The sequence below is a fragment of the Saccharopolyspora ipomoeae genome (genome assembly GCF_029952525.1).
Lineage (GTDB): Bacteria > Actinomycetota > Actinomycetes > Mycobacteriales > Pseudonocardiaceae > Saccharopolyspora > Saccharopolyspora ipomoeae.
The window spans coordinates 560,857-581,223 of sequence record NZ_JASAOF010000001.1 but is presented as its reverse complement, the minus strand read 5'-3'; the positions used below and the strand labels follow the sequence as shown (position 1 = coordinate 581,223).

Genomic DNA, 20,367 nt, shown 5'->3' with positions numbered 1-20,367 from the left:
GTCTCACGGTCCGCCATCACGGACCGCACTCGCGTGCCACCGCGAACAGCGCCGCCTGCTCGGGGCGGGTGAGGTCGCAGCCGGTGAGCTCGGCGATCCGGCGCAGCCGGTTGAGCACGGTGTTGCGGTGGCAGTACAGCTCGGCCGCCACGGCCCCCGCCGACCCGGTGCGCAGGTAGCACGCGGCGGTCTCCAGCAGCCGGGCCCGCTCGCCCGCGCCGATGCCGCGCACCCGCCCGAACACCTCCGCCGCCAGCGCGTCCCCGGTCTCGCCCAGCCGTCCCGCCACCACCGACGCCCACGCGTCGGTGAGCCCGCGCGGACCCGCCTCGGCCACCTCGGTCCCGGCGAGCTCGGCGGCGATGCGCACCGCGCGCGGCACGCCCGCGAGCGTGCGCGCGACCGGCGCCAGCCCGCAGGGGACGTCGTGCAGCCAGCGCGACGGCACGGCGGTGGTCCCGCTCGGCAGCTGAGCGATGAGCACGGGGCGCCGGTCGACGTCCTGCAGGTGCACCGCGATGCCGCGCTCGGTGAGCTCGTCGACGGTGTCGCGCAGCGGCCGGGTCGCCGACAGGGGAGCGGCTGCCACCGCGAAATCCGCGTCGGCGGAGACGTCCAGCGCGGTCGCGACCTGCGCGACGACCTGCGGGTCGCGCGCGTCGGTGGTCAGCAGCCGCGCCACCAGCTGCGCGCGCTCGTGCTCCTGCTCGCGCGCCACCACCGCGGCCTCGGCCAGGTAGGCCAGGTGGATGCGGGTGGTGTGGTGGTCCACCGCCGCCCACACCCGGGACGCGCTGTGCACCAGCGACGGCAGCTCGTCGTCGGACGCGCGCCGGGTGAAGGCGTCCCACAGCACCCGGAAGTCGAAGCGCACCGCGTGCAGCAGCACCTCCAGCGGGACTCCGGCCTGCGCGCGACTGCGCCCGATCCGCTCGCACAGGTCGGCCAGCCGGTCCGGCATCGGCATGCCGCCGACCAGCCGCAGCAGCAGCTCCATGCTCGCCTCGGCGTGCTCGCGCAGCTCGATCCACGGCACCGCGTCGCTGGCGTAGGGCTCCATCGAGCGCAGCTCGGCCAGGAACACCGCGACGAGCTCGTCGAGGTCGTCCAGGCAGGAGTGCACCAGCCTGCGCAGCGGTCCGCCGGGTGTGACCGGCACGTGAAGCGGAGTGTGCATCCGCCCAATCTAGGGCGATCAGATGGCGTTGATCCATCATTGTGCTGGGCCGGTGACCAGAGGACTGTGCTCTCATGCACTTGACGCCCCGCGAGCAGGAGCGGCTGACCCTGTTCAGCGCCGCGGAGCTGGCCCGCCGCAGGCTGGCGCGCGGAGCGCTGCTCGGCGCACCCGACGCCGTGGCCTACGTGTGCGACGAGGTCTGCGAGATGGCCTGGGACGGAACGGATCTCGACGAGATCGTGAGCCGCGCGGGCGAGCTGCTCGCCCCCGAACAGGTCCAGCCCGGTGTGGCCGCGGCGATTCCGGCGATCCAGGTCGAGGCGCTGTTCCCGCACGGCAGCGCGCTGGTGCACGTGCCGCAGCCGTTCGGTCCGCCCGGCCCGGACGCGCCCGGGGCGGTGCGCGCCGCCGACGGCGAGATCGAGCTGGCCGCGGGCCGCGAGCACCGGACGGCGCGGCTGCACAACACGGGTGACCGACCGGTGTGGATCTCCTCGCACTTCCCGCTGGAGGAGCTCAACCCCGCGGTGCGCAGCGACGTCGACCTCACCGGGTTCCGGCTCGCGGTCCCGGCCGGGATGGCGGTGCAGCTGGGAGCGGGGGAGCGCAAGGAGATCACCGCCGTGGCGCTGGGAGGCGAGCGATGACGAGCCTGTCGCGCGAGCGTTACGCCGCGCTCTACGGCCCCACAACCGGAGACCTGGTGCGGCTGGCCGACACCGACCTGTGGGTGCGGGTCGAGGCCGACGACTCCGAGCCCGGCGAGGAGCTGCTCGGCGGCTGCGCCAAGACGACCCGCGACGGGCTGCTGGTGGCGCCGAAGGCGGGCCGGGACAGCGCGCTGGACATGGTGATCCTCGGCGTGCTGCTGCTGGACCCCGTGCTGGGCGTGCGCAAGACCAGCATCGGGATCAAGGACGGCCGCATCGCCGGGGTCGGCCGGGCGGGCAACCCGGACGTCATGGACGACGTGGAGCTGGTCGTCGACTCGCACACCGGCATGATCACCGGTGAGGGGCTCATCGCCACCCCGGGCGTCGTCGACTCGCACGTGCACCTGTCCAGCCCCGAGGTGGTGCCGGCCGCGCTGTCCGCCGGGGTGACCTCGCTGGTGGGCATGGGCATGGGCGGCGTGTGGGACGTCGGCGCCAACCCGGCGAACAACCTGCGGACGATGATCGAGGCCTGGCGCGACGTGCCGATCAACGTCGCTTTCCTGGCTCGCGGCTCGTCGTCGTCGAACGACCTGCTGGAGCGCGCGGTGCTCTCCGGCGCGGGCGGGTTCAAGATCCACGAGGACTGGGGAGCCACCCCGCACATCGTCGACACGTGCCTGGGCGTGGCCGATCAGGCGGACCTGCCGGTCGCGCTGCACACCGACACGCTCAACGAATCCGGGTTCCTGGCCGACACCCTCGACGCAACGCGGGGGCGCACGGTGCACGCCTACCACGTCGAGGGCGGTGGCGGGCATCCCGACCTGCTGGAGGTCGTGGGCAGCCCGCACGTGCTGACCTCCTCGACGACCCCGACGCTGCCGCTGACCCCGGCGACGGTCTCGGAGCTGCTGCCCATGACCATGACGGTCCACAGGGGACACTCCATGATGGACAGCGACCGGAGCATCGCCGGCAGCCGGGTGCGGGAGCACGGCATCGCCGCGGAGAACGCGCTGCACGACTCCGGGGCGATCAGCATCGTCAACTCCGACTCGATGGGAATGGGCCGCATCGCCGAAACCGCCCGCCGCACCTGGCAACTCGCCCACGTCCAGGCCGCGCTCGCCGGGGAGACCGGACCCGAGCACGCCGACAACGAGCGCGTGCTGCGCTACCTCGCCAAGATCACCCTGAACCCGGCGATCGCGCACGGCATGGCCCACGAGGTCGGCTCGCTGCGGCCGGGCAGGCTCGCCGACGTCGTGCTGTGGCAGCCGTCCTGGTTCGGCGCCCAGCCCGATCTCGTGATCAAATCCGGCTTCGTCGCCTGGGGCGCCAGCGGCTCCGGATCCGGCTCCACCCGGCTCACCCAACCGAGGGTCATGCGGCCCTTCTTCGGCGGACTCGGGGCCGCAGCCCGCAGGCTGTCGACGGTGTTCGTCGCCGACGCCGCCGACCGCGCGCACCTGCCCAGCGGCCCGAACTACGCCTCCGTGCGCCACAGCAGAGGCTTGACCAGGGCGGACATGGTGCGCAACACCGCGACCCCGCGTGTGGAAGTCCCGCGCGAACCGGGGCCGGTGACGGTCGACGGGGTGGAGGTCGACGTGCACCGGGCTGCCACGCTGCCGCTGACCCGAACGCACCACCTGGCCTGAAGAAGGGAACGACGTGCTCGATCTAGTCCTGCGCGACGTCCGCGCGCTGACCATGAACCCGGACCGCCCCACCGCGCGCACCATCGGCGTGCTCGGCGGGCGCATCGTCGGGGTGGACGAGGAGATCGCCGACCTGCCCGCGCGCCGGGTGGTCGACGGCGACGGCGCGGTCGCCGCGCCCGGCTTCGCCGACTCGCACAACCACATGGTCTGGTACGGGCTCTCGCTGGCGGAGCTGGATCTGTCCGGCTGCCGGAGCTCCCAGGAGCTCTACGACCTCGTCGCCTCCCAGGCGGCCTCGCTGCCCTCGGACGGCTGGGTGATCGGGTCGGGCTACGACGACTTCGTCATCGGCGGGCACCCCGACCGCGCCGCGCTGGACCGGGCGGGCGGCGGCAGGCCCGTGTGGCTCAAGCACCGCTCGGCGCACATGTGCGTGGCCAGCAGCGCGATCCTCGACGAGGCGGGGGTTCTCGACGGGTCGGCCCGCGTCCCCGAGGGCGGCGTGGTCGAGCGCGACGCCGACGGAACCCCCACCGGGCTGCTCGCCGAGCAGGCGCAGCAGCTCGTCGACGCCCTCGTCAAGCCCTACCCGGTCGAGGAGCTGGCGGCCGCGATCGGCCGCGCCGCGAAGCGCTACGCCGCCGAAGGTCTCACCCACGTCACCGAGGCCGGCATCGGCGGCGGCTGGATCGGGCACAGCCCGGCCGAAGCCGCCGCCTACCAGCTCGCGCGCTCGCGCGGGGACCTGCTGCAGCGCGTGGAGCTGATGCCGGCGACCGAGGTGCTGCACCCGGTCGGACCCGACGCGTTCGGCCTGGACCTGGGGCTGCGCACCGGTTTCGGCGACGACTTCCTGCGCATCGGGCCGATGAAGATCTTCACCGACGGCGCGCTGTCGAGCCGCACCGCCGCGGTCACCGAGCCTTTCCACGGCCACGGCGGCCACGGCGTGCTCGGCGACGACCCGGACGTGCTCCGCGAGCGCATCCTGACCGCGCACCGCGGCGGCTGGCGGGTGGCCGCGCACGCCATCGGCGACCGCGCCATCGACCTGGCGCTGGAGGCGTTCGAGGCAGCGCAGCGCGACTTCCCGCGCCCGGACGCGCGGCACCGCATCGAGCACTCGGCGATGGTGCGACCCGACCACCTGCCCCGGATGGCCGCGCTGGGCGTCATCCCGGTTCCGCAGTCCCGGTTCCTGTACGAGATCGGCGACACCATGATCGAGGCGGTCGGCGACGAGCGGGAACCCTGGCTGTACCGGCAGAAGTCCTTCGTGGACGCCGGACTCGTGGTGCCCGGCAGCTCCGACCGGCCGTGCGTGAGCAACGGCGCGCCGCTGCTGGGGATGCGGGCGATGGTCGACCGCACCACCAAGGCCGGCCGCGTGCTCAGCCCCGACGAGCGGGTCGACGCGACCGAAGCGCTGCGCGCCTACACCACGCACGCGGCCTGGGCGGCGGGCCAGGAGGACGAGCGGGGCCGCATCGCCGCGGGCATGTTCGCCGACCTCGTGCTGCTCGACGCCGACCCCACCACCGCCCCCACCGCGGAGATCGGCGACATCGGCGTGCGCGCCACGTTCGTCGCCGGGCGCGCGGTGCACGGCACCGAGGAGTTCGCAGCAGACCCCACCTGATCCAGGGAGGCCCCGTGACCGAGATCCCGAGAGCGGCGACGCCGAGCGCGGAACGCGTCGATCCCACCGAGGCGCGCAAGGTCGCGTTCGCCGCGTTCGTCGGTACCGCGCTGGAGTGGTACGACTACTTCCTCTACGGCACGGCCGCGTCGATCGTGTTCGACCGGCTGTACTTCGCGACGGAGGACCCGGCGGTGGCCACGCTGGCCGCGTTCGCCTCGTTCGCGATCGGGTTCGTCGCGCGACCGCTCGGCGCGCTGCTCTTCGGTCACCTGGGCGACCGGATCGGGCGCAGGCGAAGCCTGCTCATCACGGTCACGCTGATCAGCGTCGTCACGGGGCTGATCGGTCTGCTGCCGGACTTCGCGGCGATCGGGCTGGCCGCACCGCTGCTGCTGACCGCGCTGCGCGTGCTGCAGGGAATCGCGGTCGGCGGCGAGTGGGGCGGTGCGGTCACCCTCGCCGTCGAGCACGCGCCACCGGAGCAGCGCGGCCGGTTCGCGGCGCTGCCGCAGATCGGGTCGCCGATCGGCACGCTGCTGTCCTCGGGCGGGTTCTACCTGGTGGCGATGCTGCCCGACTCGTCGTTCGACTCGTGGGGCTGGCGGCTGCCGTTCCTGGCGGCGTTCCCGCTGCTGGGCGTGGCGCTGTACCTGCGTCGCCGGGTGGGGGAGTCGCCGCTGTTCGAGCGGATGCTCGCCGAGCACGACCGCGCCTCGGTGCCCGCGCTGGAGCTGTTCCGGACGGCGTGGCGGCAGGTGCTGATCGGTGTCGCGGCGTCGCTGATCGGCATCGGCGGCTTCTACCTGCTGACCACGTTCGTGATCAGCTACGGCTCGGGGACGCTGGAGCTGCCGAAGTCGCTGATGTTGATCGCGACGCTGGTGGCCGCGGCGGCCGAGGTGGTGACCTTGATCTTCGGCGGCAGGCTCGCCGACCGCTTCAGCCCGGGCAAGGTCTGCCTGTGGGGCGGTGTCCTCTCGGCGCTGGTGGCGTTCCCGGTGTTCTGGATGATCGACACCCGGAACCCGGTCCTGGTCGTCATCGCGGTCACGCTGGGCATCAACTGCCTCTCGATCCCCTACGCGGTTTCGGGCTCCCTGCTCGCGGGCCTGTTCCCGGTGCACCTCCGCTACAGCGGAGTCGCCATCTCCTCCAACCTCAGCGGGACCCTCAGCGGCTTCGTCCCGCTGGCCGCCAGCGCCCTGCTCATCGCGGGCGACCACCGGTCCTGGCCGGTAGCGGCGCTCCTCCTCGCCCTGGCCCTCATCACAGCCCTCGGCGGCCTCCTCGGCCACCTCAACACCCGACCCCAACCGCAACCCTGACCCCAACCGGACCTGACCCGATACCGGATCAACCCCACAACACAACCCCCGGAAGCACCCGAACTCCCGCCCACCGTTACCCCGCGGTTTCCCCGAGTAACGACCCCCACCAACCGCACCACCCCAACCGTCCACCCCGAAGCCCCCCGCAGAACACGGATTACCGCCGTAATCGGGGACCCGATTACCGCCGTATTCCGTGTCCTGATGGGGGTGGTGGTCGTGGTGACGGATTACCGCCGTATTCGGCAGCCTGAAAACCGCCGTAATCGGGGACCCGATTACCGCCGTAATCGGGAACGCCCCCTGCGCTCGGGAGCGCAGGGGGCGTTGTTCGTCGCGGAGCGGGCGTCACTCGGCTCGGGAGATCTTGACCATGTCCTCGCGGGGGACGACCTTGATTCGCTCGCGGCCGTGGGGTTCGCCGAGGGACTTCTCGTGCGCGTCCAGGCGGGTCCAGCCCTCCCACGTGGTGTAGGAGACGCCGCGCTCCTCCAGCAGCTCGATGATGCTGTCGGAGGCGGGCTGTTCGGCCTTGGGCAGCGCGTCGAGGTCTTCGAGCAGGTTGTTGATCGTCTCCAGGGCGTCGCCCTTGGTGTGCCCGATCAGGCCGACCGGGCCGCGCTTGATCCAGCCGGTCGTGTAGACGCCCGGGATGTGCTCGCCGTCGAGGTCGAGCACGCGGCCGCCCGCGTTGGGCACGGTGCCGGACTTGGTGTCGAAGGGCAGGTCGGCGACCGGGGAGCTCAGGTAGCCGACGGCGCGGTAGACCTGCTGCACCGGGTAGGTCTCGTACTCGCCGGTGCCGCGGACGTTGCCGTCACCGGTGAGCTCCATGACCTCGACCTTGAAGCCCTCCACGCGGTCGGTGCCGGTGACCTCGACCGGGGCGCGCAGGAAGTGCAGGTGCAGGCGGCGCTCGGTGTTGTTCTTCGGGTCGCGCAGCGCCCAGTCCTGCAGGGTCTTGACGATCGTCTTGACCTGGTTGTTGGTCTGGGCTTCCTTCTCGCTGGCCTCGTCCATCTCGAAGCCCTCGGGGTGCACGATGATCTCGACCTCGTCCTGGTGGTCGAGCTCGCGCAGCTCCAGCGGCGTGAACTTCGCCTGCGCCGGGCCGCGGCGGGCGAACAGGTGCACGTCGGTGACCTTCGAGTCCTTCAGGCCGCGGTGCACGTTGTCCGGGATCTCGGTGCTGAGCAGGTCGTCGGCCTGCTTGGCCAGCACCCGGGCCACGTCCAGCGCGACGTTGCCGGCGCCGATGACCGCGACCTGCTCGCCGTCCAGCGTCCAGTCGCGCGGAGCCTCCGGGTAGCCGTCGTACCAGTAGACGAACTCCGCGGCGCCGTAGCTGTGCGGCAGGTCGATGCCCGGGATGTCCAGCGGGCGGTCCTGGTCGGCGCCGGTCGAGAAGATCACCGCGTCGTAGTGCCGCTGCAGGTCTTCGAGCTTGACGTCCACGCCGTACTCGACGTGACCGAGGAAGCGGATCTCCGGCTTCTCCATCACGCGCTGCAGGGCGTTGATGATTCCCTTGATGCGCGGGTGGTCGGGCGCCACGCCGTAGCGGATCAGCCCGTAGGGTGCCGGCATCCGGTCCAGCAGGTCGATCTCGACCGGGGTCTCGGACTTGGTCAGGATGTCGGCGGCGTACACGCCGGCCGGGCCGGCCCCGACGATCGCGACACGCAACGGGCGGGTCATGCATCTCCTCCTGGGTGCGCCGGGCTCGGCGCGCTCGACTGCGAAGCCGCGCGGCACCGTGCCCGGAAGCGGTCCGGGCCGGGCCATGCGCGGAATCGATACCAGCTTAGGGATGCCTTACCCCCGATCCCGCATAGCGGACCGGTGACAATCCTCATAGGCGATCTGGTGCATCACCTCGGTGAACCAGAACACTCAAGATCATCTTCTGGTGGGCGCCCCGGCCAGGCGATATCGCGGACTCGACCATTCAGCGCTGAGTGCGTGACCGAACGCGGTGAGTGACAGTAAGATCGGTCCCGGATCGACCGCGTCGGTGCGCACCGTGCCGCGCCGGCTCCACGCGGTGACGAAAGAGTCGAGGACAGGGTGGGCGAGTGCGTCGAACGCCACACCGGAGCGCCGACGGAGCCGAACCGTGATCACCAGGGTGGATAGCCCCGAGTTCATCCAGCGGTGGAAGCGCGAGATCGCGCACAACAGCTACGCGCCGCTGAACCGCGGCGACGTCGAGGACCTGCTGAGCAACTGCCTGGAGCACCTGCTCGGCGAGCTGGCCTGCCCCGACCGCGCGGGCGAGGCCCGCAACGCGGGCGCGGAGCTGCTGCCGCTGCACCGCGACAACCCGATGGTCCTGCCCGGGACCCTCAAGCTGCTGGCCGCCGAGCTGCCGGTGCTGCTGCCCGAGGTGCCGCCGGACCGGATCGTGGCCGCCCTCGGCCACCTCGCCGCCGGGTTCGCGGAGAGCCTGCGGACCGGTGCCGTGGAGCGGAACTCGGGCCGCGACCTGCGGGCCCGCACCCAGGCGCTGTTCAACGCGCCGAACGTCGGCATCGCCGTGGCGAGCACCGCGGGCGTCGTCGAGGAGACCAACGCCGCCCTGCGACGCATGTTCCGGCTCTCCGAGGCCGCGCTGACCGGCGCCTCGGTCCTCGATCTCGCCGACGACCGCTGGCGCCCCGAGCTCACCGGCGCGCTGGGCGACCTCGCCGACGGAGCGGGTGAGGAGGTCAGCCTCGACACCCGCTACACCGCCGCCGACGGCACCCACGTGTGGACCCGGCTGACCGCGACGCTGGTCCGCGACGGCCTCGACCGGCCCGATCACCTGGTGCTGCACTACGAGGACATCACCGACCGGCACATGCTCCAGGAGCAGTTCCGGCGCCAGGCCGTCCAGGACCCGCTGACCGGGCTGGCCAATCGGGCGCAGCTGGAGTCCTGCCTCGACGCGGCGCTGACCACCGTCTACCCGGGTCGCCGGGTGGGCCTGTGCCTGTTCGACCTGGACGGCTTCAAGGCCGTCAACGACAGCCTCGGGCACGGCATCGGCGACCGGATGCTGCGCGAGGTCGGTCGCCGGATGCAGTCGCTGGCCGCGACCGAGAGCGCCGTGGTGGCGCGCACCGGCGGCGACGAGTTCGCCGTGGTCATCCCCGACTCCTACGACGCCGCGCACGTGATCGACCTGGTCGAGCGGATGCTGCGGGAGCTCACCCAGCCGATGTGGATCGGCGCGCACGAGCTGACCGCCTCGGCGAGCGTCGGCATCGTCGAGCGCGAGGTGGTGGGCACCGACACCGGTTCGCTGCTGCGCGACGCCGACATCACGCTGTTCCGCGCCAAGCGCGACGGCCGCGCGCTGTGGGTGCTCTTCGACGCCGAGCGCAACGCGGTGGCGCACGAGAACTTCCGGCTCTCGGCCGCGCTGCCCTCGGCGCTGGAGAAGCACGAGCTGTTCGTCGAGTACGACCCGGTCGCCGACGTCGAGACCGGCGAGGTGCTGGCGGTGCTGGCCAACGTGCGCTGGGACCACGACGAGTTCGGCGAACTGCCGTCCAGCCGGTTCCTCGGGCTGGCCGAGGAGACCGGGCTGATCACCCGGCTCGGAGGTTGGACCCTGGAGCAGGCGGGCGCGCACGCCGCCCGCTGGGTGCGCGAACTCGGCGAGCACGCCCCGCTGCTCGGGCTGACGCTGTCGGCGCGCCACTGCCGCGACCCGGAGCTGGTCCGCGGCGTGCGCGAGGCGCTGGAGGGCACCGGGCTGCCCGCCGAGTCGCTGGTGCTGTGCCTGCCGGAACCGGCGCTGTTCGACTACCAGGGCGATCCGGTGGACACCGTCGAGATCTTCGCCGAGATGGGCATCCGGCTGTTCGTGCACGAGTTCGGCTCCGACTACACCCGGGTCGACCGGCTCAAGGACCTGCCGCTGGCGGGCGTGCTCATCGACGGTCCGCACATCGAGGGCATGGCCGACCCCGACGGCCCGGAACCGATCAGCGAGTACCTGGTGCGCAGCGCCGTCGGCGCGGCGCAACTGATGGATCTGCCGGTGCTGGCCACCGGTGTGACGACCGCGGAGCAGGCCCACCGGCTGGGGGAGATCGGTGTGCGCCTGATCCAGGGCCCGCACGTCAGCGACCGGGTCTCGGCGATGGAGGTCGCCGAACTCGTGGGCGGTGCCCGGTAGGAGCCGAATCCGGCTCGACATCCCCGAGAAACCCGACGAGACCCCGAAAAGAGCTGGTACCGCGCGGTTCCGAATATCCACTCTGGGTGCATGTTCAGAAGCGTTGAGTGACAGTACGATGAGGCTTCTTGATCACCTTTTCGGGTGTCGAATCCACGTGCAGGAGGCTGAATCTATGGAGCAGCGACCCGATTGGCTGGCCGAGGGCGTCGACCTGGACAAGCCCAGCGCAGCCCGCTGCTACGACTTCTACTTAGGCGGAGCGCACAACTTCGCCGCCGACCGCGAGCTCGGCAAGAAGGTCCTGGAAGTGGTGCCCAACGTCAAGGAGGTGGCGCTGAACAACCGCGCATTCCTGCGCCGCGCGGTGCGCTACTGCCTCGACCAGGGCGTCCGCCAGTTCCTCGACATCGGCTCGGGCATCCCGACCGCGGGCAACGTGCACGAGATCGTGCACGCCGTCGACCCGCAGGCCCGCGTCGTCTACGTCGACAACGAACCGGTCGCCGTCGCGCACAGCCGCTCGATCCTCGACGGCAACGACAACGCGACGATCGTGCAGGCCGACCTGCTCGACGTGGCCGGTGTGCTCGACGCACCGGAAACCCAGCGGATGCTGGACTTCTCGCAGCCGATCGCCGTGATGATGGTGGCGCTGCTGCACTTCGTGCCGGAGAGCGCCAACCCGCGCGAGGTCATCCGCCAGTACCACGACAAGCTCGCCCCGGGCAGCTACCTCGGCTTCTCCCACGTCACCGGCGAGGAGTTCCCGGAAGGCGTGCAGGGCCTGGTGAACCTCTACGAGAACAGCACCAACCCGGTCACCCTGCGGACCCGCGCCGAGGTCGCCGAGCTCGTCGCCGACTTCGAGCTCATCGAGCCCGGCGTCGTCTACGTCCCGGAGTGGCACCCGGACTCCCCGGAGGACGTCGGCGACCGGCCCGAGGAATCCATCGTCTACGGACTCCTCGGTCGCAAGGCGTGATCACCGCTCGTCGTGCGAGGACCCGGCATGATCGCCAGACTGGCCCCGACCGCACCCTCGTCGACCCGGCACCCCCGGCGTCGAGAGCCGCGAACGCTCGTCGCCGCGAGAGCCGGGGTTTTCGACGCGACGGGGGCGGGAGTTCATCGTGACCGGCGACGAGGCCGGGCAGAAGGTGTGAGGGATGCCTGAAATCGAGGGAGGGTTCGACCGCGGGGCGGACGATCGCCTGCGAGTGGTGGCTCAGTGGACGCGCGAGATCATCCACACCAGCTACGTGGCGATGGGCCGTCCCGAGATCGAGGCGTTTCTGGCGAAGTGCTTCGACGACGTCCTGGTCGCTTGCGACGGACCGCTGGAACCCGCTCGCCAGGCGGGGGAACGCCTCGTCCGCGTGCACTTCACCAACCCCGTCGTCGTCCACCGCACGCTCAACCACCTGGCGGCCGAGCTGCCCCGGTACCGGGATCTGGACCCGGCCGGGCTGATCGACGTGCTGGGCGCGATCGGGTCCGGTTTCGCCGGGGCGCTGCGCGAGCAGACGCTGGGCGAGCAGGAGATCATCAAGCAGTCGGTGCTCGACGCCCGCGACGCCGCCGAGGAGGCCCTGCGCGCCTCCGAGGCGCGGTCGCGGGCGGTGTTCACCTCGTCGGCGCTGGGCATCGCGATCGTCACCCTCGACGGCATCGTCGACGAGATCAACCCCTCGATGGCCAGGATCTTCCGGCTCAGTGAGGAGTCGCTGGTGGGCCGGACGATCTTCGACCTCGCCGACACCGCCTGGGTCGGCGAGCTGGCCGCGGCCAACGCCGACCTGGTGCGCGGCGAGGTCGACCGCTACCAGCTGGAGATCCGCTTCACCGAGAAGCACGGCTCGCACATCTGGACCCAGCTGTCGGCCTCGCTGGTCCGCGACGCCCGCGACGACCCCGACTACCTGGTGATGCTCTTCGAGGACATCACCGACCGGCACATGCTCCAGGAGCAGTTCCGACGCCAGGCCGTGCACGACCCGCTGACCGGCCTGCCCAACCGCACCCAGCTGCAGACCAGCATGGAGCGGGCCCTGGAACCCACCCACACCGGCAGGCGGGTGGGGTTGTGCTTCTTCGACCTCGACGGGTTCAAGGCCGTCAACGACAGCCTCGGCCACCCCGTCGGCGACCAGCTGCTGCGCGCCGTCGCCCAGCGACTGCAGGCGCTCACGGCCGAGTTCGGGGCGCTGGCGGCGCGGATGGGCGGTGACGAGTTCGTCGTCCTGGTGCCCGACACCGACGGTGCCGCGGGTCTGGTCGCGCAGGTGGAGAAGATGCTCGCGGAGGTCACCCGACCGGCCCGCATCGGCGCCCACGAGCTGGCGGCCTCGGCCAGCGTCGGCGTCGTCGAGCGCCCGGTCGCCGGGACCGACGCGGAGGCGCTGCTGCGCGACGCCGACATCACCCTCTACCGCGCCAAGCAGGACGGCCGCGCGCAGTGGGTGCTCTTCGACGCCGCGCTCAACGCCGAGGCCCGCGACCGCTTCAAGCTCTCCGCGGCGCTGCCCGCCGCCCTCGACCAGGGGGAGCTGTTCGTCGAGTACGAGCCGGTGCGGCGGCTCGACGACGGCTCGTTGTTCGCCGCGGCCGCGAGCATCCGCTGGGACCACCCGGAGTTCGGCGAGCTGGGGGAGGAGTCGTTCCGCGACCTCGCCGAGGAGACCGGGCTGATCACCCGGCTCGGCGGCTGGGCTCTGGAGCAGGTCTGCAGGCACGCCTCGCAGTGGACCGAGCGCTTCGGCGCGCGCGGGCCGCTCGCGGCGGTGGGCCTCTCGCACCGGCACTGCCGCGATCCCGAGCTGGTCAACGACGTGCAGCGGGTGCTGCGCGAGACCGGGCTGCCGCCGGAGTCGCTGGCCCTGGGCATGCCCGAGGCCGCGCTGTTCGACCACCAGGGCGACGCGGTGGACACCGTCGAGATCTTCGCCGAGATGGGCATCAAGCTGATCGTCTCCCAGTTCGGCGACGACTACACGCGCCTGGCTCGACTGCGCGGGCTGCCGCTGCACGGGGTGCGCATCGACGGCCCGCACCTGGCCGGGTTCGCCGATCCGGACGGGCCCGATCCGCTCGACGAGTACCTGCTGAGCGCGGCGGCCGGGGCGGCCAAGCTGATGGACCTGCCGGTGGTCGCCGGCGGTGTCGACGACGAGCTGCAGGCGCAGCGGCTGGGCGCCCTGGGCGTGCGCTGCGCGATCGGCGCGTTCGCAGGTGAGCGGGTGTCCGCCCTGGAGCTCCACGAGCTCATCGCCGACCCGGAGGGCCGCTGAGGTTCCGCTACCCGCACCGCTGCGCAAAATGAGTCTGGAACCCCCTTCAAGGGCCTGGGCTGGGCGTTAATGGATTGGTGGGTCCCGATAGCATCGGGTTGCGCAACGTATCCGCGCCGGTGAAACGGCCCAGTCTAGGAGTGATCGTGTCGGTACAGCCTTCCCACGCCCAGCAAGCACCCCGGGTGAAGGTTCCGGCGGGCACTACCGCGGGCGCGGCCGTCGCCGAAGCGGGTCTGCCGTCGAAGGGCCCGGAGGCCGTCGTGGTGGTCCGCGACGCCGAGGGGAACCTGCGCGACCTGGACTGGGCGCCGGAGGCCGACGCCGAGGTCGAGGCGGTGGCCGCCGAGTCCGATGACGGCCGCAACGTCATCCGGCACTCCGCCGCGCACGTGCTCGCGCAGGCGGTGCAGAACCTGTTCCCGGACGCGAAGCTGGGCATCGGCCCGCCGGTGCGGGACGGCTTCTACTACGACTTCGACGTCGACAAGCCGTTCACCCCGGAGGACCTGCAGGCGCTGGAGAAGCGCATGAAGCAGATCCTCAAGTCCGGCCAGAAGTTCTCCCGCCGGCGGCTGGAGTCGATCGAGGCCGCCAAGGAGGAACTGGCGAGCGAGCCCTACAAGCTGGAGCTCGTCGACATCAAGTCCGATGTGGACGACGTGGACACCTCCGAGGTGATGGAGGTCGGTGGCGGCGAGCTCACCGTTTACGACAACATCGACCGGCACGGCGAGCGCGTCTGGGGCGACCTCTGCCGCGGACCGCACGTGCCGCACACCCGCTTCATCCCGGCCTTCAAGCTGACCCGCGTCGCCGCCGCCTACTGGCGCGGTGACCAGGCCAACCAGCAGCTCCAGCGGGTGTACGGCACCGCGTGGGAGTCCAAGGAGAAGCTGGAGGAGTACGTCGAGCGGCTCGCCGAGGCTGAGCGGCGCGATCACCGCAAGCTGGGCGCCGAGCTGGACCTGTTCTCGTTCCCGGACGAGATCGGTTCGGGCCTGCCGGTGTTCCACCCCAAGGGCGGGATCATCAAGCGCGAGATGGAGGACTACGTCCGCCAGCGCCACATCGAGGAGGGCTTCGAGTACGTCGGCACGCCGCACATCTCGCACGAGCAGCTCTTCCACACCTCGGGTCACCTGCCGTACTACGCGGACACGATGTTCCCGCCGATGGAGTTCGACGGGTACCAGTACCGCCTCAAGGCGATGAACTGCCCGATGCACAACCTGATCTTCCGCTCGCGCGGGCGCTCCTACCGGGAGCTGCCGCTGCGGCTGTTCGAGTTCGGGCACGTGTACCGGTACGAGAAGTCGGGCGTCATCCAGGGCTTGACCCGGGTGCGCGGTTTCGCGCAGGACGACTCGCACAGCTACTGCACCAAGGAGCAGGCGCCGGAGGAGGTCAAGCACCTGCTGAACTTCATGCTCTCGGTGCTGCGCGACTTCGGCATGGACGACTTCTACCTGGAGATGTCCACCCGCGACGACTCCAAGCCGGACAAGTTCGCGGGTTCCGACGCCGACTGGGCGGAGGCCACGGCGATCCTGGAGCAGGTCGCGCACGACAGCGGTCTGGAGCTGGTGGCCGACCCGGGCGGGGCGGCGTTCTACGGCCCGAAGATCTCGGTGCAGGCCAAGGACGCGATCGGCCGCACCTGGCAGATGGGCACCGTGCAGTACGACTTCAACCAGCCCGAGGGCTTCGAGCTGGAGTACCAGGCGGCCGACGGTGAGCGGAAGCGCCCGATCATGATCCACTCGGCGAAGTTCGGCTCGATCGAGCGGTTCTTCGGGGTGCTCACCGAGCACTACGCGGGCGCGTTCCCGGCGTGGCTGGCCCCGGTCCAGGTGGTGGGCATCCCGATCGCCGACGAGCACGTCGACCACCTGGAGAAGGTGCGCAAGGCGTTGCGCGCCAAGGGGATCCGCGTCGACATCGACACGAGCGACGACCGGATGCAGAAGAAGATCCGCAACCACACCACGCAGAAGGTCCCGTTCATGCTGCTGGCGGGCGGCAAGGACGTGGAGGCCGACGCGGTGTCGTTCCGGTTCCGCGACGGCACGCAGATCAACGGAGTCGGCGTCGACGACGCGGTCACCGCGCTGGTCGATTGGATTCAGCGGCGGGAGAACGCATCGCCGACCGCGGAGAACTTCCAGGCAGGTCAAGCGTGAGCGGTGAGGGCGTCGAGATGACGCGGCAGGAGGGTGTCGGGGTCGAGGACGCGCTGCAGCGGCTGTGGACCCCGCACCGGATGGCCTACATCCAGGGCGAGAACAAGCCGGTCGGCACCGACAGCGACGGCTGCCCGTTCTGCCGGTTGCTGGAATCCGGTCAGCCGGACGAGGATTCGCTGATCGTCGCCCGCGACGAGCTGGTGTTCGCGATCCTGAACCTCTACCCGTACAACCCGGGGCACCTGATGGTGCTGCCGTACCGGCACGTCGCCGACTACACCGAGCTCACGCCGGAGGAGACGGTCGCGGTCGCCGAGTACACGCAGCGCGCGATGCGGGTGATTCGCGCGATCTCCGCGCCGCACGGCTTCAACATCGGCCTCAACCAGGGGCCGGTGGCCGGGGCGGGCATCGCCGCGCACCTGCACCAGCACGTGGTGCCGCGCTGGGGTGGTGACTCCAACTTCATGCCGGTCATCGGCCACACCAAGGTCCTCCCGCAGCTGCTGGGCGACACCTGGAAGCTGCTGGCGGACGCCTGGCCGGAAGTGGGCTGACGTTCCTCACCTGAAGCAGAAGAAGCAGGACCGGCGCGATGCCGGTCCTGCTTCTTCGTTGAGGGGGAGGGTCAGCTCCGCAGCTGGGCCTCGATGTCCAGCGTGATGGAGATCTTCTCGCCGACGACCGCGCCGCCGGCGGGGCCGACGCCGAAGTCGCTGCGGTTGAGAGTGGTGGTGGCCGAGATGCCCAGCAGGTTGTCGCTGAAGCCGTTGAGCTCGGCGGTCAGCGTGACCGGCTTGGTGACGCCCTTGAGGGTGAACTCACCGTCGATGAGGTAGTCCTCGCCGTCCTGGCGGATGCCGGTGGAGCGGAAGGTCGCGGTGGGGTGCTGCTCGGCGTCGAAGAAGTCGGCGCTGCGCACGTGGGCGTCGCGGTCGGCGTTGCGGGTGTCGATCGACGAGACGTCGATCTTCGCGGTCACCGAGGACTGCAGCAGGTCTTCGGCGGTGACGATCTCGGCGGAGAAGGCGCCGAAGCGGCCCCGGGACTTGCCGACGCCCATGTGGCGCACGGAGAAGGTGACGTCCGAGTGCACCGGGTCGATGTCCCAGGTGCCGACGGTGTAACCGGGGATCTGCGCGGTCGCGGTCATGGTGTGTGCCTCCAGGCGGGCCGGGTGGGGTGTGTTGCTTTCACTCTGGACCAACTCGGTTGAAGCTTCAACCATTCCCGGGTGTGTGCCGGCTCACCGAGGAGGTTCGCGGATCGCCGCACCGGCGGGCTCCAGGCGATCGAGATCCGGTTAATCTGCAAGAACGCGTCGCGTGCGCGGACCCCACACCCGACCCCGACCCACGGCTGGCACCTGAAGGCACATGCTGAACATCTTCGCGCGGGCGTCCCTGTCCCGGCTGACCAATCCGATCGGTCTCGGCCTGGTCCGGATCGGACTGACGCCGAACGCGGTGACCGTCCTCGGCGCCGTCGCCTCGGTCGCGTCGGCGCTGTGGTTCTTCCCGCGCGGTGAGCTGTTCGTCGGCACCGTGGTCACCGCGCTGTTCCTGCTCTTCGACCTCGTCGACGGCGCGATGGCGCGGGTGGGCGGCCGCGTCACCCGCTTCGGCGCGGTGCTCGACGCCAGCTGCGACCGCATCGTCGACGGAGTCCTGTTCGGCTCGCTGCTGTGGTGGGCCCTGGTCGTCGACGGCGACCGGGATCGCGGTCTGGGGCTGCTGATCTGCCTGGCGGGTGCCCAGGTCATCTCCTACGTCAAGGCCCGGGCGGAGGCCAACGGCCTGAACGCCGACGGCGGCCTCGCCGAGCGAGCCGAGCGCTTCCTCGTGATCCTCACCGGGGCGGGCCTCCACGGACTCGGCGTCCCCTACGTCCTCGACGTGGCCATCTGGCTGCTGGCGGCCCTCACCCTCGCGACCATCACCCAACGCCTCCACGCCGTCCACACCTCGGCCCAGGCGTGACTCCCGCCCTGGAGCGGGTGTTCCGGGGGCGCCGTTGGTTGCCAGGGGACAGTTTTAGTGAAAACTGTCCATGATCAATATCCGTTTTGTCCGGACAGTTTTCACTAAAACCGTCCTCACTTGGGGACGAGGTTCTCCGGCATCGGCTCGTAGCCCTCGAAGTGGCGGGTGAACGTGGCGCTGCCGGAGGTCAGCGAGCGGACGTTGACCGGATAGCGGATGAGCTCGCTGGCGGGCACGTGCGCGCGCACGACCGTCCACCCGCCGTCCTCGGGCTCGGTGCCCACGACCTTGCCGCGCCGTCCGGAAAGGTCGCCGAGGATCGCCCCCAGGTGCTCGTCGGGGATGTGCACCGCGACCTCGTCGACGGGTTCCAGCGTGGTCAGCCCCGCCTGCTCGGCGGCGGCCTTGACGCCCAGCGCGCCGGCGGCCTGGAACGCGGCGTCGGAGGAGTCGACGCTGTGCGCCTTGCCGTCCACCAGCGTCACCCGCACGTCCACCACCGGGCAGCCCTCGGTGATGCCCTTCTCCAGCTGCGCGCGCACGCCCTTCTCGACGCTGGGGATGAACTGGCGCGGCACGGCGCCGCCCACCACCTTCTCCTCGAACTCGATCCCGGAACCCGCGGGCAGCGGCTCGATCTCCAGGTCGCAGACCGCGTACTGGCCGTGCCCGCCGGACTGCTTGACGTGCCGCCCGTGGCCCTTCGCCGGTTTGGCGAAGGTCTGTCGCAGCGGCACCCGCACCGGCACCGTGTCCACTTCGGCGCCTCCCTCGCGCAGCCGCTGCAGGACGACGTCGGCGTGCGCCTCGCCCATGCACCACAGCACCAGCTGGTGGGTCTCGCTGTCCCGTTCCAGCCGCAGGCTCGGGTCGGCCGCGATGAGCCGGTTGAGGTTGCGCGCCAGGGCGTCCTCGTCGCTGCGGTTGTGCGCGGTGACGGCGATCGGCAGCAGCGGTTCGGGCATCGGCCACGGCGTGAGCAGCAGCGGGTCGGACGGGTCGGAGAGCGTGTCGCCGGTTTCCGCCGAACCGATCTTGGTCAGCGCGCACAGGTCGCCGGCCACGCAGTGCGGCACCTCGCGCAGGGCGGCCCCCAGCGGTGAGTACAGGTGCGCGACGCGCTCGTCCTCGTCGTGGTCGGGGTGCCCGCGCTCGGCCATGCCGTGCCCGGAGACGTGCACCGGCCGCTCCGGGCGCATCGTCCCGGAGAAGACCCTGGCGAGCGAGACGCGTCCGACGTAGGAGTCGACGGAGGTGTGCACGACCTCGGCGGCCAGCGGCCCGTCCGGGTCGGGCGCGAGCAGCCGAGGGTCGCCGCCCTGCGGGTCGGTGAACTCGGGCAGCTCGTGCTCCAGCGGCGACGGGAAGCCGCGGCGGATGCCGTCGAGCACCTCGGGGATGCCGACGCCGGTCAGCGCCGACACCGGCAGGACCGGGTGCAGCCCGCCGCGCGCCACCGCCGTTTCGAGGTCACCGATGAGCGTGTCCTCGTCGATCTCCTCGCCTGCGAGGTAGCGGTCCATCAGCGTCTCGTCCTCGCTCTCGGCGATGATCGCCTCGATCAGCTCGCCGCGCTGCTGCTGGACCTGCGCTCGCGCCGCGTCGTCGGCGGGCCGGATCTCGCCGTTCTGGTAGACGCTCCCGGTGACCAGCCCGAGCAGCCCGGTCACCTCGCCGTCCTCGACGTGCGGCACGTACAGCGGAAGGACGCCTCCTCCGAAGGCGTCCTGGCAGGTCAGCAGTGCTGTGTCGAAGTCGGCGCGGGGCTGGTCCAGCCGCGCGATGACCACCGCCCGCGGCATCCCCACCGCCGCGCACTCGTGCCAGATCGCGCGGGTGGCCGCGTCGACGCCCTCGGCGGCGGCCACCACGAACAGGGCGGCGTCGGCGGCGCGCAGGCCCGCGCGCAGCTCACCGACGAAGTCGGCGTAGCCGGGGGTGTCGATCAGGTTGATCTTGGTGTCGCCGTAGCCGAGGGGCGCGATCGACAGGGCGATGGAGCGCTGCTGGTCGATGGAGGCGGGTTCGTGGTCGCAGACCGTGGTGCCCTCGGTGACCGCGCCGGGGCGCGGGATGACCGAGGTGTGCTCCAGCAGGGCCTCGGCGAGCGTGGTCTTGCCGGCCGCGGAGGGGCCGACCAGGACGACGTTGCGGATCTGAGCGGGTTCGGTGGGGGCCGGTACTCCCGGCCCGCCTGCTGTACCGGCTTGTTTGCTTCCCATGGCGAGCTCCTGCACTACCCGGCTAGCAGAGATGTGTCTCCGATCACAC

At 71.2% G+C, this 20,367-nt stretch carries 14 protein-coding genes; 10 read left to right on the top strand and 4 right to left on the bottom strand.

The features are described 5' to 3' along the window. Positions 1 to 16 precede the first annotated feature (16 nt). On the bottom strand, positions 17 to 1,177 hold the full coding sequence (locus QFW96_RS02825; RefSeq protein ID WP_281453879.1) for a PucR family transcriptional regulator: 1,161 nt from the start codon (positions 1,175 to 1,177) through the stop codon (positions 17 to 19). Between the two features lie 74 nt (positions 1,178 to 1,251). Between QFW96_RS02825 and ureA the strand changes: the two genes are divergently transcribed. Genes ureA through QFW96_RS02805 form a run of 4 tightly spaced genes read left to right on the top strand, consistent with a single transcriptional unit; the run spans position 1,252 to position 6,467 of the window. Then, complete coding sequence (gene ureA / locus QFW96_RS02820) at positions 1,252 to 1,827, top strand: urease subunit gamma (RefSeq protein ID WP_281453878.1); 576 nt, start codon at positions 1,252 to 1,254, stop codon at positions 1,825 to 1,827. Then, positions 1,824 to 3,497 (top strand): urease subunit alpha, encoded by a 1,674-nt coding sequence (locus tag QFW96_RS02815; RefSeq protein ID WP_281453877.1) that lies wholly within the window; start codon positions 1,824 to 1,826, stop codon positions 3,495 to 3,497. Before ureA ends, QFW96_RS02815 begins: the two co-directional genes overlap by 4 nt. Before the next feature lie 13 nt (positions 3,498 to 3,510). Beyond that, positions 3,511 to 5,139 carry an amidohydrolase gene (locus tag QFW96_RS02810; protein WP_281453876.1) on the top strand — a complete coding sequence of 543 codons (1,629 nt, stop codon included), beginning with the start codon at positions 3,511 to 3,513 and terminating at the stop codon, positions 5,137 to 5,139. 14 nt (positions 5,140 to 5,153) lie between these two features. Beyond that, entirely contained in the window at positions 5,154 to 6,467 is a 1,314-nt protein-coding gene (locus QFW96_RS02805) for an MFS transporter (RefSeq protein ID WP_281453875.1), read from the top strand. A gap of 351 nt (positions 6,468 to 6,818) precedes the next feature. Here QFW96_RS02805 and QFW96_RS02800 read toward each other — a convergent pair whose 3' ends face one another. After that, positions 6,819 to 8,168 carry an FAD-dependent oxidoreductase gene (locus tag QFW96_RS02800; protein ID WP_281453874.1) on the bottom strand — a complete coding sequence of 450 codons (1,350 nt, stop codon included), beginning with the start codon at positions 8,166 to 8,168 and terminating at the stop codon, positions 6,819 to 6,821. Positions 8,169 to 8,586: 418 nt separating this feature from the next. Between QFW96_RS02800 and QFW96_RS02795 the strand changes: the two genes are divergently transcribed. From QFW96_RS02795 to QFW96_RS02775, 5 genes are all read left to right on the top strand, one after another. Then, entirely contained in the window at positions 8,587 to 10,638 is a 2,052-nt protein-coding gene (locus QFW96_RS02795) for a putative bifunctional diguanylate cyclase/phosphodiesterase (protein WP_281453873.1), read from the top strand. Between the two features lie 175 nt (positions 10,639 to 10,813). Next, on the top strand, positions 10,814 to 11,623 hold the full coding sequence (locus tag QFW96_RS02790) for an SAM-dependent methyltransferase (protein ID WP_281453872.1): 810 nt from the start codon (positions 10,814 to 10,816) through the stop codon (positions 11,621 to 11,623). A gap of 238 nt (positions 11,624 to 11,861) precedes the next feature. Continuing rightward, positions 11,862 to 13,928 (top strand): putative bifunctional diguanylate cyclase/phosphodiesterase, encoded by a 2,067-nt coding sequence (locus QFW96_RS02785; RefSeq protein WP_281453871.1) that lies wholly within the window; start codon positions 11,862 to 11,864, stop codon positions 13,926 to 13,928. A gap of 185 nt (positions 13,929 to 14,113) precedes the next feature. After that, positions 14,114 to 16,111 (top strand): threonine--tRNA ligase, encoded by a 1,998-nt coding sequence (gene thrS / locus QFW96_RS02780; protein ID WP_281454028.1) that lies wholly within the window; start codon positions 14,114 to 14,116, stop codon positions 16,109 to 16,111. 17 nt (positions 16,112 to 16,128) lie between these two features. Then, the gene (locus QFW96_RS02775; protein WP_281454027.1) at positions 16,129 to 16,671 is read left to right on the top strand and encodes an HIT family protein; all 543 of its coding nucleotides are present in this window, start codon (positions 16,129 to 16,131) and stop codon (positions 16,669 to 16,671) included. Between the two features lie 71 nt (positions 16,672 to 16,742). On the opposite strand, the gene QFW96_RS02770 is transcribed toward QFW96_RS02775, so the two are convergent. Continuing rightward, the gene (locus QFW96_RS02770; RefSeq protein WP_281453870.1) at positions 16,743 to 17,267 is read right to left on the bottom strand and encodes a YceI family protein; all 525 of its coding nucleotides are present in this window, start codon (positions 17,265 to 17,267) and stop codon (positions 16,743 to 16,745) included. Positions 17,268 to 17,490: 223 nt separating this feature from the next. On the opposite strand from QFW96_RS02770, the gene pgsA reads away from it, so the two are divergent. After that, positions 17,491 to 18,093 carry a phosphatidylinositol phosphate synthase gene (gene pgsA / locus QFW96_RS02765; RefSeq protein WP_281453869.1) on the top strand — a complete coding sequence of 201 codons (603 nt, stop codon included), beginning with the start codon at positions 17,491 to 17,493 and terminating at the stop codon, positions 18,091 to 18,093. A 116-nt stretch (positions 18,094 to 18,209) separates the two neighbouring features. Here the strand turns inward: pgsA and QFW96_RS02760 are convergent, their stop codons facing one another. Next, positions 18,210 to 20,318 (bottom strand): elongation factor G-like protein EF-G2, encoded by a 2,109-nt coding sequence (locus tag QFW96_RS02760; RefSeq protein WP_281453868.1) that lies wholly within the window; start codon positions 20,316 to 20,318, stop codon positions 18,210 to 18,212. Positions 20,319 to 20,367: the final 49 nt, after the last annotated feature.